The 18,246-nt window shown below is 42.2% G+C and carries 9 protein-coding genes; 8 read left to right on the top strand and 1 reads right to left on the bottom strand.

Annotated features, from left to right (window positions below):
- Window positions 1–155: 155 nt before the first annotated feature.
- A complete protein-coding gene (locus GVT53_RS14030; RefSeq protein WP_166249137.1) occupies window positions 156–1,190 on the top strand; it encodes a LacI family DNA-binding transcriptional regulator in 1,035 nt (344 codons plus the stop codon).
- A gap of 17 nt (window positions 1,191–1,207) precedes the next feature.
- Here the strand turns inward: GVT53_RS14030 and GVT53_RS14025 are convergent, their stop codons facing one another.
- A complete protein-coding gene (locus GVT53_RS14025; protein WP_166249136.1) occupies window positions 1,208–3,178 on the bottom strand; it encodes a sialate O-acetylesterase in 1,971 nt (656 codons plus the stop codon).
- A 357-nt stretch (window positions 3,179–3,535) separates the two neighbouring features.
- Between GVT53_RS14025 and GVT53_RS14020 the strand changes: the two genes are divergently transcribed.
- From GVT53_RS14020 to GVT53_RS13990, 7 genes are all read left to right on the top strand, one after another.
- Entirely contained in the window at window positions 3,536–6,439 is a 2,904-nt protein-coding gene (locus GVT53_RS14020) for a glycosyl hydrolase 115 family protein (protein ID WP_166249135.1), read from the top strand.
- A 97-nt stretch (window positions 6,440–6,536) separates the two neighbouring features.
- Complete coding sequence (locus GVT53_RS14015; RefSeq protein ID WP_166249134.1) at window positions 6,537–7,679, top strand: endo-1,4-beta-xylanase; 1,143 nt, start codon at window positions 6,537–6,539, stop codon at window positions 7,677–7,679.
- Between the two features lie 6 nt (window positions 7,680–7,685).
- Complete coding sequence (locus tag GVT53_RS14010; protein WP_166249133.1) at window positions 7,686–9,119, top strand: MFS transporter; 1,434 nt, start codon at window positions 7,686–7,688, stop codon at window positions 9,117–9,119.
- Window positions 9,120–9,133: 14 nt separating this feature from the next.
- Complete coding sequence (locus tag GVT53_RS14005) at window positions 9,134–10,171, top strand: glycoside hydrolase family 43 protein (protein WP_166249132.1); 1,038 nt, start codon at window positions 9,134–9,136, stop codon at window positions 10,169–10,171.
- 363 nt (window positions 10,172–10,534) lie between these two features.
- The gene (locus tag GVT53_RS14000; protein ID WP_166249131.1) at window positions 10,535–13,648 is read left to right on the top strand and encodes a SusC/RagA family TonB-linked outer membrane protein; all 3,114 of its coding nucleotides are present in this window, start codon (window positions 10,535–10,537) and stop codon (window positions 13,646–13,648) included.
- Window positions 13,649–13,660: 12 nt separating this feature from the next.
- The gene (locus GVT53_RS13995) at window positions 13,661–15,589 is read left to right on the top strand and encodes a RagB/SusD family nutrient uptake outer membrane protein (protein ID WP_166249130.1); all 1,929 of its coding nucleotides are present in this window, start codon (window positions 13,661–13,663) and stop codon (window positions 15,587–15,589) included.
- A gap of 193 nt (window positions 15,590–15,782) precedes the next feature.
- A complete protein-coding gene (locus GVT53_RS13990) occupies window positions 15,783–18,245 on the top strand; it encodes a glycoside hydrolase family 95 protein (RefSeq protein WP_166249129.1) in 2,463 nt (820 codons plus the stop codon).
- Window position 18,246: the final 1 nt, after the last annotated feature.

Raw genomic sequence — 18,246 nt, 5'->3', positions numbered from 1 at the left:
GCTTCAAATTTATAAAAAGATAAAGTGTTTATTGCAAAAAACTGAATTATTAAAATAAATCTGTGCTTTCCAGTAGATTATATTTCAATTGCTAAAACAAAGTCTAGTGGTCTGAACGGCAAAAAACTTATCTTTGATTTCCCAAAGAAGCTATAATGAAGGGCAAAAAGGAAGTTACCATATACGATATTGCGAAAAAGCTCAGTCTAGCAACATCGACCATTTCAAGAGGCCTCAAGGAACATCCAACCATAAGTAAAAAAACGGTTGAAAAAATAAAGAAAACTGCTGCCGAAATGGGTTACCGACCCAATAATTTAGCTGCCAGTCTCCGGGGCAATAAGATGAAGACCATTGGAGTGCTGCTACCCACAATAACGCAGCCTTTCCTTTCTTCATTGATCAGCGGTATAGAGGAAGTTGCCCAAAAGGCCGGCTATACGGTATTGATCATGCAGTCGCATGATTCCTACAAGGAAGAGGTTGAACTGACACAGTCCCTATACGATAACAGGGTTAGCGGGGTTATCTGTTCTTTGGCCATGGAAACGAAAAATACCGACCACTTTAAAAGATTTATTGAAAATGATACGGCTTTGGTTTTTGTGGACAGGGTTCCCAAGAGTTTTGACACTTATCATGTGGTGATAGATAATTTCGCTGCAGGGTACAAGGCTACCAAACATCTGATTTCACAGGGGTGCAAACGTATCGCTCATATAACTGCAGGGAATGAATTCAGTATTTATTATGAAAGAAAACAAGGGTACTTGGCAGCCTTGGAAGAACATAACCTGACCATCGATGATGAACTTATTGTACGGGTGGACAGAATCACCTATAAGGAAGCAAGAAAGGCAACCTTAAAATTGCTTGAGTTGCAAAAACCGCCCGATGGTATTTTTGCGCCCGGCGACATTTTAGGTGTCAGTGCAATACAGGTCGCAGAACAACAAGGGGTTAAGGTGCCTGAAAAATTGGCAATTATAGGATTTAACAACGACCCCATTTCCAGTATTATAGACCCCAATCTATCCACTGTATCGCATCCAGCCTTTAAAATGGGGCAAACCTCGGCAGAAATTATTTTCAATCGGTTAAGGAACACTAAGAATAAGAGTGATATCGTAAAACAAATAGCGTTTTTGAACACAGAGATCTTGGTTCGGGAATCCTCTAAAAAATCATAATTTTTCTTCGTATTTAATTAATCTTCAAAGATTATCCTGAAAGGTGATGCGGGTAACCCTTCCTTGTTGTACAAATTAGGATTTTCAGGATTGTCGGCCCATGCATAGCGCAAATATTTGGGGTCGGATATTTCATCGCTCCAAACCATAATTCGGTCATCTTTAATTTTGGCTTTTGCCCAAACAAACTTTTTATCTTCACCAGCAATGGCAAATTCACTTAACGGCTCCCCGTCATTACTGGTAAGGCCACTGCCTATATGGTCAAAAGAAAGGATAATCTTATTATCGTCGATGCTGTGATCGCTATATATGGGGCCGGAATACACAATATCTTGACCGTATGCCAATTTTAAGCCTGCCAAGGCCATGCGTTCGCCGACATCTTTTTTATTGTCAGGATGAATATCGTTCCATTCCCCCAAGTCTATATTAACCGTCATGGCAGAGTTGGGAATCGACAACGATTTTAATTGAGCCTCCCTTAGTTCGGCCCAGTTGCTTTCTGTAGGCAAGTAGGTTACGTCCATGAAATTGGGTAGCTGAGCATATATGAACGGAAGTTCCGGTTCATTAAAAACAGTTCTTAGGCCAGCTACAAGGGCATGCATATAGCCTTCGTATTTTTGAGGTTCCCCGGCATTACTTTCTCCTTGGTACCATAACACCCCCTTTATCGGATAATCTTTATATGGGGCAACCATGGCATTATACAGGGATGTGGGCTCGTTTTGTGGATTTATTCTCCGAGGTCTTGGAGCGTTTGAATCATTGTTTGCAAAGGCCGAAAAATCAAAAGGCTTGTACACCTCCCCAACTTTATAGTTCCAATAACCTTTTAGGTCGACCGTATCGTTTTCGGTAAAAATGTAATAAGGCTTGTCGGGTACAAAACCGCCTTTGCCGCGGGTGTTTTTAACTCGGACCACAAAGGTGTTTTTACCAGCTTTTAAAAGTGTGTCCGGTACGCTGTACCTTCGTTGTGGGTATTGGTAGGTCTTATTTCCGACCAAAACCCCATTAATGTAGAGTTCGTCCGCATCCACGATTCTGCCTAAAAATACCCGTGCCTTTTTGCCCACCATGGATTTTGGGATGTCAATTTCCCTGCGATACCACACAACACCGTTCAGATCTCTTGCTCCTTGGTCTTCCCAGTATCCTGGAATGTTTATTCTTCGCCAGTTTTTTGGTTCAAAATCCACGTCGTACCATTTGATGTCTCCGATGAGCCCTTTGTCCGTAATTTTTTTTGGTTCTGGGTTAAAATTGGGCTGGTTTCCCATGAGGCTGTTCACATATGCGGTATCCTTGTTCTGTTCGATAATTTTTAGAACCTCTGGAAAATCCGAATACCCTTCTTCCGGAATCCATGCTTCGATTGGGGTTCCGCCAACACTGGCATTGATCAAACCAATGGGAATACCATATTTGGCATGGATTTTTTTGGCAAAAAAGTAGGCTACCGCCGAGAAAGGGCGCACTTCTTCCCCCACGGCTTTTTGCCAACTACCGCCTTCCAAATCCTCTTTGGGGCCTGAGATGCTCGTTGTTGTCGGAATTTTAAAATGTCGGATTTTAGGATTGTTGGCCGTGGCAATTTCATCGGCATAAAGCACATCATGGATGTCCAACTGGTGCACCATATTGGATTGTCCGCTGCACAACCATACGTCCCCGATCAATATATCGTTGACCGTAACCGTATTTTTTCCAGAAACCTTCATGGTAAATGGTCCGCCGGCTTTCATTTTTGGCAGGGTAATTCTCCATTCACCTGAAGATGAGGTAATGGTCTTATAAACTTTACCTTTAAAGGAAACTGTAACTTTTTCGTTGGCATCCGCCCATCCCCAAATGGGTATTTCCGCATTCCGTTGCATTACCAGACCATCACTGATCAATTGAGGTAGTTTGATTTCCGCTTTTATCGCTACGCTAGAGAAAAAAAGGCACACGGAAATAATAAGGACTTGAAGTTGGTTCATCTTTATTGATACATTTTTATGGCATAAAGTTAAGCATTATCATTTTTACACAATCGGTTGTAATTAATGGTTTTTTATTATCTTCACAATTTTTAGAGGTATAAATTCATAGATTTTCATTTAAAGAGTTAAAGCATGCGTATTTCGGACTGGTACTGGGAGTGCTTGGAACACATCATGGAAACGCGCCTTCTGAACTTGGTGATTATCTGTTAACGAAATGCTCATGGATACAAAATAAAGTATGCTACTACAATTTCTTCAAACAAAACATATATGCGGGAACCGTAGATTATAACAAACGAATCAGTCCAAAAAAACAAATCAACTATAAAGCTTATCACAGTTACATTACCTATGACCTTTTTAAAGAAAATTACAAACACGACCTTAAAAATTGTATTATTATTCTGTGCGGCCCATGGCCTGTATGCCCAAACTAATGATGGGTATGTTGTCCCTACGGCCACAAAAAAAACTTTTCCGTTGGCCTCCCAGGGTAAAGTCGCCGCTGTTTTAGTAAGTGACAACGATTTTGAGGGTGTGAAGCGTGTGGTGCGGCACCTTCAAAAGGATATTCTCAATGTTACCGATATCAGCCCAGAAGTTTTCATGGAGTCGGCTTCTTTGGAGGGCAATGTGATTATTATTGGTACTTTAGGTAAAAGCCCAATTGTGGATGAATTGGCAAAAAAAGGCAAAATAAACGCTAAACAGCTTGAGGGCAGATGGGAAAAATTCACTACCCAAATTGTGCAAAACCCGATGCCAGGGGTCAAACAGGGATTGGTAATTGCAGGTTCGGACAAAAGGGGTACCATTTATGGCACTTATGATCTTTCCAATGAAATTGGAGTGCATCCATGGCATTTTTGGGCCGATGTCCCTGCCGAGAAGCAAACCGAATTACATGTTTTGCCCGGGGTTCATACCAAAGGCGAGCCGAAGGTTAAATACCGAGGGTTTTTTATTAATGACGAAGCCCCGGCACTAACAGGGTGGGTAGGCGAAAACTATGGAAAATTCAATTCCGAATTTTATGATAAGGTCTTTGAACTTATCTTAAGGATGAAGGGCAATTACATTTGGCCCTCCATGTGGCAGCCACGTATGTTTTATGAGGACGACCCCAAGAACGGGGAACTTGCGGATGAATACGGGATTGTGATGGGTACATCGCACCATGAGCCTTTGACACGTGCCCACGAAGAATGGTCCCATTTCGGGGGCAATGAGTGGAATTTTGAAACCAATGCAGCTCAATTAAAAGAATTCTGGAAGGGAGGCATTGAACGCATGGGTGACAAAGAAACCCTTGTTACGATAGGAATGCGGGGAGATGGGGATGAATCCATGAGCGAAGGGACCGCTATTGATCTCTTGGAGGGCGTTGTGGAGGCCCAAAGGGAAATTATTGAAGATGTTACGGGTAAACCTGCAGCAGAAACACCTCAAATATGGGCGCTTTATAAGGAAGTGCAGGATTATTATGATCAGGGCATGGAAGTTCCCGAGGATGTGACCCTTTTGCTGTGTGACGACAACTGGGGAAATATTAGAAAGCTTCCAAGTTTGGAGGCCAAACCACGTAAAGGAGGGTATGGCATTTACTACCATTTTGATTATGTGGGAGGTCCTAGAAACTATAAATGGTTGAATACCAATCAAATTGAACGTACTTGGGAACAAATGCACCTGGCCTATGAACATGGAGTAAACAAGGTTTGGATAGTAAATGTCGGGGACATTAAGCCGATGGAGTTCCCCTTGCAATTTTTTATGGACTATGCATGGAATCCAGATGCCTGGAACGCCGATAATTTGGACAACTATTATTCGCACTGGACAAACGAAGTATTTGATGGTATCGAGACCGAAGCTATTGCCGATATCATGAAAAAATACACCAAATACAATGCACGAAGAAAGCATGAACTTATAGACCCTTCCACCTTTAGCCTTACCAATTATAACGAAGCTGATAAGGTCGTAAACACCTATAATGAACTATCCGAAAAAGCTCAAGGTATTTATGATAATCTCCCTGAACAGTACAAAGATGCCTATTATCAGCTAGTATTGTTTCCGGTATTGGCCAGTGCCAATTTAAATGAGCTCTATGTAAGTGCTGCAAAAAATAATTTTTATGCAAAACAGGGTAGGGCCTCAGCAAATGCATATGCGGATAAGGTAAGGGAGCTCTTTATGAAAGACAGGGAGCTTACCGATTATTACCATAATAAAATGGCCGATGGCAAATGGAACCATATGATGTCACAGAACCATATCGGGTATATGAGTTGGCAGGAACCTCGATTCAATAGAATTCCGGAAACTTTTAAAATTGATATCGCCGACGATGCCGAAATCGGGGTTGCAATTCAAAATTCGGAGGAATGGTGGTCCGGCGATAACAATGATGCCTTGCTTCCTATGTTTGACCCAGTAAATGATCAAAAATATAGTGTTGAAATTTTTAATCGGGGCAAGCAAAGTTTTGATTATTCCATCCAGAGCAAAGCGGATTGGATTCAACTTACAGAAGCAACAGGTACGGTCGAGGAAGAAAAAACCATATCTATTTCCATTGACTGGTCCAAAGCGCCTTCAGGTCAAAATGAATCCGTCATCACAATCTCTGGAGCAGGAAAAAGTATTCCTGTTCAAATCAAAATAAACAATTACAATACCCGCAAGGTGGAAGGTTTTGTCGAAAACAATGGCTTTATTGCCATGGATGCCTCGCATTTCTCCGAGGCAAAGGCACCAAAACCTTTTGAGTGGAAAGTGGTGGATAATCTTGGAAAAACAGGCTCCGCTGTAATTTCGTTGCCAATAAAGCAAGGTCGTGTTGAACTATCGAAAAAATCCCCAAAGCTCTCCTATAATGTGAATTTTCAAAATGCGGGAGAGGTTAAGGTACACATGTATTTTTCCCCTACTATTAATTATGCGACTCGAGAAGGGATGTACTATGGATTATCATTTGACGACCAATTGCCGACCAAGGTAAATTATGATGCAGACCCCAATATTTTTAATTACAATGGCAAAGTGCCGAGTAACTGGCACAACAACGTGGGTGACAATATAAAAATAATCACAACTACATTTGAAATTGACCGGCCCGGAAACCACACCTTAAATTACTATCGTGTGGATGAAGGTCTTGTGCTGCAAAGAATTGTTATCGAAACAGCAAACAGTCAGTTGAAGGATACCTATTTAGGGCCACCGGAAAGTCCAAAAGTGAGCCAGTAATAAAAGGAAAACCTTAAAAGAAATTATTTCAACATAGAGTAGCAAACAAGAACCTATATTTTGAACGAACTAGACGAATAACCCAATAATAAGACACATGAAAACACTAAAACTATTTCTATCCACCGCCGTTCTTGGAACTTTGGCCATGGGCTGTACACAGGAGGCCGAGAAGCCTTCGGAACCTAAAACGCTTAGGCAGGCATATCAAGATGCTTTTTACATTGGAACAGCTCTGAACAGATTTCAAATTGAGGAGTCGGATTCTGTAATGGCGGAGATTGTGGGCAAGGAGTTCAGTAGCATCACTGCTGAAAATATGATGAAGTCCATGCACATTCACCCGAAGCGTGACACTTTTAATTTTGAAATGGCCGACAAATTCGTGGCCTTGGGCGAAAAATATGATATGTTCGTACACGGGCACACATTGGTTTGGCACAGCCAATTGTCGCCATGGTTTGGCACTATCGAAGACAGCCTGGAGTTTGCGGACGCCACCGAAAAGCACATAAAGGATATTGCCTCCAAGTATAAGGGCAAAATTGACTCTTGGGATGTGGTCAACGAGGCACTCAATGAGGACGGTTCTTTGAGAAATTCCATTTTTCTTCAAAAAATGGGCGAGGATTATTTAGCCTCTGCATTTAAATGGGCTGCCGAAGCAGACAATGGAGCCGATCTCTATTACAATGACTACAACATGACGAATCCTGAAAAACGCCAAGGAGCCATTGCCATGGTAAAGAATATATTGGATCAGGGTGTTAAAGTGGATGGAATAGGCATGCAGGGACATTGGCACTTGAATTCACCATCTTTGGAGGAAATTGAGCAAAGCATACTCGATTATTCCGCACTTGGGGTAAAGGTTGCGATTACCGAATTGGATGTCAGTGTGCTGCCAAATCCATGGGATCTCGAAGGAGCCGAAATCAGTCAAAACTTTGAAAACAGTGAGGGCATGAATCCTTATAAGGATGGTCTGCCCGATTCCATTCAGGTGAAACTGGCAAACAGGTACAAGGATATTTTCAGCCTCTTTTTAAAACACAAGGATAAGATAAGCAGGGTTACATTTTGGGGGGTCAGCGATGGACAATCTTGGTTGAACGGTTTTCCTATTCGAGGCAGGACCAACTACCCATTATTGTTTGACCGGGATTTAAAGCCAAAAGCTGCTTACGATAGCATTATGGCCCTTAAAGAGCGTTTTGATGAACAGCAACTTGCTAATTGATCATAGATGAATCTGGATTCGCAAAAATTATCCGTAAAGGAAAAAATTGGATACAGTCTAGGGGACCTGGCTGCCAATTTGGTATTTCAAACACTGGTTACCTATTTAGCATATTTCTACACAGATATTTATGGGCTCAAAGCCAATGATGCATCTGCAGTGACCCTGGTGGTAGGGCTGATTGCTGCATTTGCATTCAATCCTTTGATGGGGGTCATCGCCGATAGGACGGTAAGCCGTTGGGGAAAGTTCAGGCCGTGGATTTTGTGGACTGCGATTCCTCTCGGTGTTGCGGCCATGTTGGCGTTTAGTACACCGGACTTTTCGTATAAGGGAAAAGTAGTTTATGCGGCGGTCACCTATACGCTACTTCTTTTATTGTATGCCGCGAACAATTTACCGTATTCTGCACTAAGTGGTGTGATCACAGGTAACATGAAGGAGCGCAATAGCCTTTCCGCCTATCGTTTTATCGCTGTGATGGGAGCCCAGTTTTTTGTGCAGGTCTTTATGTACGATTTGATCTTAAAGGCCGGTGATGGAAACAAAGCGGCCGGGATGGAAACGGTGATGACTTGGCTTGCCGTTATAGGAACTGTAATGCTGCTCATTACATTTTTCACCACAAAAGAGCGCGTGGTCCCAAAACCGGAACAGAAGTCAAGCATTAAAGAAGATTTGGGCGATTTGTTTCAGAACAAGCCTTGGATAATCATGTTGTCGCTAACCACTTTGGTGTTTATTACTTTGGCCATGAAGGGTGGGTCTTATGTGTATTATTTTGAAAATTACGTGGACCAAAGCAGCTTAAATACATTTTTAAATCCATTGAAACCCTATTTGCCAAACTTTGAGAACGATACTTCCTTAGGCTTGGGGGTTTTTAATGGAGGGGGTATTCTAATAGGCCTCATAGGGATAGGTCTATCCAAGACCCTTGCGGATAAATACGGTAAGCGGAATGTTTTTGGTGGATCACTGTTTATTTCCACCCTTTTCATCATCTCATTTTACTTTTTCCCGCCAAAAGCGGTAGGAGTTATTTACGGGGCGCAGATTCTCCATATGTTTTTCTATGGCATCAGTACGCCCATTTTGTGGACGATGATCGCCGATGTTGCCGATTATTCAGAGTGGAAAACTAATCGGCGCGCCACCGCTATTATTTTTTCTGCCATGATGGTGGGCCTAAAAGGAGGCCTAAGCATAGGTAGTGCATTGGTAGCCTGGATATTGGGGCTATATGACTACATTACCAAAGAAGCTGCCGTTGCCGGTGTGGAAACGGTACAGCCCCAGAGTGCCATAGAAGGGACCAGATTATTGGTAAGTATTTATCCAGCAATACCATTTTTAATTGGTGTAGGTCTATTGTTTTTCTATGAAATCAATAAAAAGATGGAGTTGCAAATTGAAAACGATTTAAAAGAAAGAAGATAATTAAAGTACAAAAAATGCCAGAAGAAAAAATAGACCATATTGATTTTGACCTTTTAAACGAGAAAGCTATTTCCAAACCGATTGTATCGCACATTTACACGGCAGACCCGTCTGCCCATTATTTTAACGGTAAAATTTATATCTATCCCTCCCACGATATCGATGGAGGCGAAGCTTTCGATGATTTAGGAAGCCATTTTGCCATGGAAGATTATCATGTAATATCCATGGAAAATATTGAAAGCGAAGGTGTGGACCATGGTGTGGCTTTGCATGTGGACGATGTGCCTTGGGCAGCAAAACAAATGTGGGCACCGGACGCCGCACACAAGAACGGAAAGTATTATTTGTTCTTTCCGGCAAAGGGCCATGATGATATTTTTAGGATTGGGGTGGCAGTTAGCGATTCTCCAGTGGGACCCTTTACGCCTCGACCAAAAGCCATAAAGGGGAGTTTTTCCATAGACCCAGCCGTTTTTGAAGACGAGGATGGAAGCTATTACATGTATTTTGGAGGCTTATGGGGCGGTCAATTACAGCGCTGGCGAACTGGGACCTATGACTCGTCACAACCCAAAAGTCCAACCGCCCACTTACCAAAAGACGATGAAACGGCACTAATGCCCAAAATCGCAAAAATGACGGATGACCTGTTGGAGTTCGCCGAAGAGCCCAAAGACGTCCTGCTCATTGATGAAAAAGGCAATCCATTATTGGCTGGGGATAATAAGAGGAGGTTTTTTGAAGCTGCTTGGCTGCACAAACATAATGGCAAATATTATTTTTCATATTCCACTGGTGATACACACTTTATATGTTATGGGATAGGAGATAGCCCTTATGGGCCATTTACGTACAAGGGAAAAATTTTGGAACCTGTGATAGGGTGGACATCGCACCATTCCATTTGCAAGGTGGAAGATAAATGGTATTTGTTTTACCATGATTCCAGTTTATCCAAGGGTGTTACCCATCTTAGATCCATTAAGGTAATTGAACTGGTTCATGATCAAAACGGACTCATAAATGCAATAGAGCCCTATAAGCTCTAAACGTTCAGATTCTTTTGTTTTGTGATGGTATCCTATACTATTGAAAATCTGGGACTAACCTCTTGGCTTTAACGCTTTTTAAGTATTATTAAGTTTTTTTTAAAAAAATGCACAATCGGTTGTTTAATATAAATGTATTTTTTACATTTGTTAATATAGAACATAATTATGGTAATATAGCATATGTCGATACCATATTTAGTTGACCTTTTGAGACCAGTATTAATAGTCACTATTAAGCTACCATTATGATTTTAAAAAGGTTTGTTCAACAGGAGATTAGAGATATTTTTTTCAAGCTTGGGATGTTCCAAGAACTTTAATAAACATCTGATATGATAATTCAATCTTAAACTAAATTTTATGACAAACTTTTTATTAACTCAAGGAAGAAACTTAAAGTGGCTTGGATTCATTCTTCTTACAGTGCTGTTCTGCTCTGGGATGAACGCCCAGACTACTGTTTCGGGTACGGTGTCTGATGAAGGTGGTCCGATTCCAGGGGTAAATGTTATCCTTAAAGGAACTACCAATGGTACTGCAACCGATTTCGATGGAAATTATACGATCAATGTTCCATCCAATGGGGTTTTGTTATTTAGCTATGTGGGTTTTAAAGCTCAGGAAGTGCCCGTAAATGGAAGATCACAAATCAATGTTACAATGGAGGAAGATTTGCAGTCTTTGAGCGAAGTTGTAATTATTGGCTATGGTACTCAGAACAAAGAATCGGTAACAGGTTCCGTAGTTTCCATTAAAGGGGATGAGCTTGCCGAAGTTCAGGCAGCAAACTTTCAAGAAGCTTTGCAGGGACGCGCCCCAGGTGTAAACATATCAACCACCAGTACAAGGCCTGGAGCCAACAATACCGAAATTAGAATTCGTGGCGTGCGCTCACTTACAGGTAGCAATAGTCCGTTGATAGTTTTGAACGGTATACCTTTCTCGGGAGGCCTTAACGACATCAATTTAAATGATATAGAAAGCTTGGAAATATTGAAGGATGCCTCTGCTACCGCAATTTATGGTTCGAGAGGTGCGAACGGTGTTATTTTGATTACCACCAAAACTGGTAAAAAGGGGCAAAAAGCACAATTCACGTATAATACATATTACGCTACCAAAGAGGTCTTTGCCAAATTCCCGATGATGAATTCGCAGCAGTTCAATGCTTTGAGAGAAGCCACGGGACTATTCAACAATGGAGACCCTCTTTACGCTACCGGAGTTGACGAAGACCCTTCGGTAAACACGGATTGGCAAGATTTGATATATGGTTCAGGACTTCAAACTTCTCATGACATTGGGGTGACCGGTGGAAGTGAGACGGGAAGCTACAGTATTGGTATCGGATACTTTAAAGAAACATCTGTGTTGCCGGTGGAATCCTTCCAAAGATATTCATTGCGTGCACAGGTTGACCAGCAAATAGGGGCTTTTAGGTTTGGATTAAATTCTGTAATGAACTATAGCTTGACCAATGCAGCGGGCCAAGGTCTTTACGGAAGCCTCAGTGCTACGCCTATTTTAGATCCATATAATGAAGATGGTAGTTTAAAAAGAGTAGCAAGCATGCCTTTGGATGACTTTTGGGTGACCACAAGGAGTACGCTTGGCGATATCGGTAAAGGACGTGTAAACCTTCAAAAAGATTTTGGTACCTATAACAATATTTACGGAGAAGTTGCAATTCCAGGAGTGGAAGGTTTAAAATACCGTTTGAACGTAGGTCTTAACCTAAGAATGAGCCGGGACGGTAATTTTACCGGTGAGGGTGTTGCCAACGTAAATCCATTGGCACCAAACGGTGCAGGTGTAAGTAGTAGTCTTACCACCGATTATGTTATTGAGAATTTATTGACATATGATAGAACGTTTGCCAATAAGCATCAAGTTAATGTGGTTGGGTTGTTCTCTTCCCAAAACACAAAATATGATGACACCAATTTAAGTGCGCAGAACCTTCCAAACGAGCAATTCTTATTTTATGATTTGGGACCTGCTCTTGTCGAAGATCTTACAGGCTATGGAGGCCAGTATCAAGAAAACAGTCTGTTGTCCTACATGGGTAGGGCCATGTACCAATATGATAGCCGTTACCTAATCACCGCCACCATAAGGGCGGATGGATCATCAAGATTGGCGCCTGGAAAAAAATGGGTTACCTATCCTGCGGTTTCGGTAGGTTGGAATCTTGGTAACGAACCGTTTATGGACAACGTCGAGTGGGTGAACCTTCTTAAATTTCGAGCAGGCTACGGGGAAACATCCAACCAAGCCGTAAACAATTATGCTACTTTAGGAAACTTGGGCGTTAGAAACTATAACTTCGGAGAAACCTTTGCAACAGGTTACTTCGTACAAGAACTTCCTAACAATACATTGGGTTGGGAGTTCTCTGAAACCTATAACTATGGTTTGGACTTTGGCCTCTTCAACAATAGATTGTCAGGTACCGTGGAATATTATACCACCGATACCAATGATATCTTGTATCGAGTAGGATTGCCCTCATCCTCTGGTGTTGGTTCCTTTGTAGGAAATATTGGATCTACTACCAACAAAGGTGTGGAAGTTGCATTGAATGCCACTATTTTGGACAATCCTGATGGGCTAAGTTGGGATTTTGGAGTCAACGTCTATACCAACAGAAACGAGATTACTTCCTTGGCAAGTGGGGAAGAACAAAATGTTGGCCAATTATGGTTTGTTGGTTCTCCGATCAATGTAATTTTTGATTATAAGAAAGTTGGATTGTGGAATGAGACAGACGCAGACTACGAATACCTTCAGACACTGGAGCCAGGAGGAAACGTAGGTATGATCAAGGTGGAATATACAGGGGAATACAATCCAGATGGCTCTCCTGTAAGGCAAATCAATGCAGATGATAGACAAGTGCTTGATCCAACCCCCGATTTTCAGGGTGGTTTTAATACACGATTAGCGTATAAAAATTTCGATTTAAATGTTGTGGGTGTATTTAAAAGTGGAGGTATAGCTGTGAGTACGCTATACTCTTCCAATGGTTACCTTAACTTATTGACTGGTAGAAGAAACAATATAAATGTAGATTACTGGACACCGCAAAACACGGATGCCAAATATCCTGCTCCAGGAGGAATTCAGGCTGGTGACGGTCCAAAGTATGGAACCACCATGGGATATTTTGACGGTTCTTATCTAAAAATAAGGGCGATGACTTTGGGATATAATTTTGACCAAGACCTAATAAGTGATTTGGGAATGTCAAATCTTAGGTTATATGCAACCGTTCAAAACCCATTCGTACTGTTTTCACCATTCCATAGGGAATCCGGTATGGATCCTGAAACAAACTCGGGAGTGGATGCTAATGGAAATGCGCAAAACTCAGCCACCGGTACCAACGGATTTATTTCTAGAGGTATCGCTACAATAGGGGCAAACGTACCTACCACACGTAATTTCATGCTTGGATTAAACTTAACATTTTAAAAAAAAGGGATTATGAAAAAACTTAAAATAAAAATGATGTTTACGGCTATGTTGGCTGTAACATTATTTATAGGTTCTTGTACAGAGGACATCCTTGAAGAAGAGCCAAGGAGTGTCTTTACTCCTGATTTCTTCCAGACTGAGACAGGGGTGGAAGGTGGAGTTACCTCCTTGTACGTACATCTTAGATTTCTCTATGGTGCATGGAACTATTATAACTCAACCGAAACTGGTACAGACGAATATACATGGGCACAAAGTGCAGATGGGAACTTTAGGGACATGGATTTGTCCGGAGTGGGATCCATTATATCCACAAGCGCACCTCCAGCAGGACCTTGGTTCAGCTGTTTCGAGGCCATCAATACAGCAAGTGGTATAATTGAAAATGCCGAATCTGTTGGAATTGATGAATCACTCGTCTCGGAAGCAAGGTTTTTCCGAGCGTTCGATTACTTCCTATTGGTGCAAACCTATGGTGGTGTGCCCTTGGATTTGGGGGCCGGAGAATTAAAGTTCAACACTTCCACGAACAGAGGTTCTGTGCGTAATACAGTTCCCGAAGTCTACACCAAGGCAATCTTTCCGGATTTGCTGACTGCGATCGAAAATTTGCCGGAATTCCCACGTTTAACAGGTACAGTTACTAAAAATGTAGCTCGTTTATATTTGTCCAAAGCGTACTTGACGTATGCATGGTGGTTGGAAAACCCAAACAACATACCTACCTATCCGGAGGCTCCAAGAACCGACCCGGATGGACGTGACGCAGCTTGGTATTATCAACAAGCATATAACATTGCAGCTACGGCGATCGATAACCCCGGGCCATATGGGTTGTTGGATTATTTCTACGATGTACATTGGGCACCTAACGATCGTCACAACGAAATGATGTTGTATGCCGATCACACCCAAGAAAGCGCCATATATAATGGGGCTGACTTGAACTGGGGTATTTCCGGTGCACAGGACAATGCATCCGTTTGGATGGCCACATGGAACTATACCGTTATAAGAAGTTCCGGTGCAAGTACCGTTCAGCGTGAAGCCGCACAGAGCTACGGTCGTCCATGGACAAGGATGGCACCACCAGTAGATGTTTTCGAGGAAACTTTCGAAGAAAAAGACTTGGATTCACGATATGATGGTACTTTCGTTACCTCATACCGGGGTAACTGGGACAAAGGTGGCGATGCAACGGAGAGTTATCCAAATGCCAACGGATTGCCAGTGGAACCAGGGGATGCAATTTTGACTTTCCTTGATGAGAACAACCCAAATGTTGTATATCCTGATGGACAAGGTGAAAGTAACGTAGGTGCCGGAGTATTGCCAGGGCGCGCCGATTTTGTTATCGAACCTGGAGCCATCAGCAGGATCGTATATCCCGGACTATGGAAACTCGGAACTTATAGAACAGATAACAGCGGAGGGCTTGGTGCTCCAAACGCTGGATTGACACGTCCTTTCCCGATAGCCAAATTCTCGGAGTTTTACTTCATTGCTGCCGAAGCTGCCGTTCAAGGTGCAGTTCCACAAGGCGGTAAAACCGCAAGGGATTTGATCAATGTGATTCGCGCCAGAGCTGGTAGGTGGCGTTTTGATAATGGGGAACAAATGGAAAGAATCGAGGATAACAGTGCGGCGCTGACCGCTGAAACACCTGCTGTAATCGATATTGATTATATATTGGCAGAACGTTCCAGAGAATATTTTGGAGAAGGGTATAGATGGTATGATTTGGTTCGTACCCAAAAATGGGAAGAAATTGCAGGTAGCTATCGAATTGCAGGGCCCAATTATGGAGATCATACGCCTGAAACTTTTAACCGAACTATAGAGGATTATCATTATTTACGTCCAATACCACAGGGGCAATTGGACGCAATGGAAGCCACGGAGGCTGAGAAAAGTGCATATCAAAACCCTGGTTACTAAGAATAATAGATAGTTATTTGAGTTAGTTAGTTTTACCAAGCACTGCTTAAGTCTTTTAAAGAAGATTTAGGCAGTGTTTTTTTTAAAATCAACAAGGTCACATTAACGGTCATTCAGCTAAATTATGAGTTTGGCCGACTGTAAAAGCACCGTTTCAACACCAATAAGTTTGCCTATAGAAAATTTGAAGAATATGAAAAGAATGCTATATTTCATTGGCTTCCTCTTACCTTACCTTATTCATGGGCAACAAGTTGGCGATTTAAAAATTTGGTATGATGAACCTTCCGGAAATACTTGGGAGAATGCATTGCCCATAGGAAACGGTCGTATCGGCGCGATGGTCTTCGGCAACGTGGACAAGGACATCTTTCAACTTAATGAGCACACGGTTTGGAGCGGAAGTCCCAACCGAAACGATAATCCCAATGCCTTGGAAGCCCTTCCAAAAGTTCGAAAACTTATATTCAATGGGGAATATAAAGCCGCAGAACAACTTGCCAATGAAAAAATAATCACAAAAAAATCCCATGGACAAATGTTTCAGCCCGTCGGGAACTTGGAATTATCCTTTCCTGAACACACGGAATATAAAGACTATTATCGTGAGCTCAACATTGGCAATGCAATCAGCAAAACATCTTATAAGGTCAATGGTGTAACATTTACAAGGGAAGCGTTCGTTTCTTTAGCCGATAGGTTATTGGTCATTAAAATAACTTCGGACCATCCCGGACAAGTTTCCTTTACCTCGAATCTAACTTCCCCTCATACTAGTGCCAAAATTGAAGCACAGGATAACGACCGGATTTCACTCTGGGGGAAAACCAGTGACCATGAAGGCGTTGAAGGAAAAGTAGAGTTCAATGCCTTGGCCCGCATAAAGACAGAGAAGGGAAAACTAAAAAGAACTTCCAACTCTATTAAGGTAGAAAATGCAGATGCAGCCATTATCATGGTGTCCATAGCCTCCAATTTTAATTCCTATAAAGATTTGGCAGGTGATGAAGGGCAACGAGCCGCTTCGTTTTTAAATACTGGATTTGATAAATCATATAAGAAGTTGAAGTCCGATCACATTAAAAAATACCAAGAACTTTTTAATAGAGTTGTTTTGGACTTCGGTAGTACCCAAGCATCCAAATTGCCGACCGACGAGCGATTGGCGAATTTCCGAAATACCCAAGATCCCTCTTTTGTCGCTTTATATTTTCAATTTGGAAGATATTTATTGATATCCTCTTCCCAACCGGGAGGTCAGCCGGCAAATTTACAGGGGATATGGAATGGGAGCATGAAGCCGGCGTGGGACAGTAAGTACACTATCAACATCAACGCAGAGATGAACTATTGGCCGGCGGAACGAACCAATCTTTCAGAGCTTCATGAACCTTTTTTGCAAATGGTACAAGAACTGTCCCAGACGGGCAGGGAAACCGCGGAGGTCATGTATGGCGCCAAGGGGTGGATGGCGCATCACAATACTGATATTTGGCGGATGACCGGACCTGTAGATGGAGCATTTTGGGGCATATGGAACGGAGGTGGCGCTTGGACGAGCCAGCACCTGTGGGAACATTACCTATACACCGGTGATGTTGATTTTTTAAAGTCCATTATGCCCGTTTTAAAAGGAGCCGCCCAGTTTTATGCGGACTTTTTGGTAAAGCACCCCAAATATCCCTATTTGGTAATTGCCCCGGGGAATTCCCCGGAAAATGCCCCGAAAGAGCATCAAGGTTCCTCCATTACAGCAGGTTCCACTATGGACAACCAATTGGTCTTTGATGTCTTTACTACGTATATCCAAGCATCCAAAGTTTTGGGGAACAATAACGATTTTATAGATTCACTCAAAACGCTTAGAAGTAAACTGCCTCCCATGCAAATTGGGAAACATAATCAATTGCAGGAATGGTTGGATGATGTTGATTCACCAGAGGACCACCATCGTCACATATCCCATTTATATGGCCTTTTTCCATCCAATCAAATTTCACCTTACCGAACACCAAAGCTTTTTGCAGCTGCCAAAAATACGTTGTTACAACGCGGCGATGTCTCTACAGGTTGGAGCATGGGCTGGAAGGTAAATTGGTGGGCTAAAATGCAGGATGGGAACCACGCGTACAAATTGATAAAGGACCAGTTGACCCCTGTAGGTGTAAACCAAGGAGGGGGCGGCACCTATAACAATCTATTCGATGCGCACCCGCCATTTCAAATTGATGGGAATTTTGGCTGTACCTCCGGTATCGCCGAAATGTTGTTGCAAAGTTCGGATGGAGCACTTCATTTGCTCCCGGCTGTTCCCGATGCTCTTGATTCGGGCTATGTTGGCGGTTTAAAAGCACGGGGCGGTTTTGAAATAGTTGCCATGGAATGGAAAGATGGGGATCTTTTGGTGGCTACCATAAAATCCAATTTAGGAGGTAACCTACGCATAAGGGTTCCCAACGAGATTGAGCTTACGGGAACCGGTAAATTGGTAAAAGCAAAAGGGAAAAACCCTAACAACTTCTTTTTTACGGCAGAAACGATGACTCCAATCATTTCAAAGAATTCTGATATTGAAGAACTTACATTGCCCAAAACTTTTCTTTATGATATCATGACGAAAAAAGGAAGGGCCTATACCTTTAAAATAAAAAATTGAC

It is taken from the genome of Flagellimonas oceani (assembly GCF_011068285.1).
GTDB classification, from domain to species: Bacteria; Bacteroidota; Bacteroidia; order Flavobacteriales; family Flavobacteriaceae; genus Flagellimonas; species Flagellimonas oceani.
Note: the sequence above shows the minus strand (reverse complement) of the source record. Positions and strands in the feature narration are given on the sequence as shown.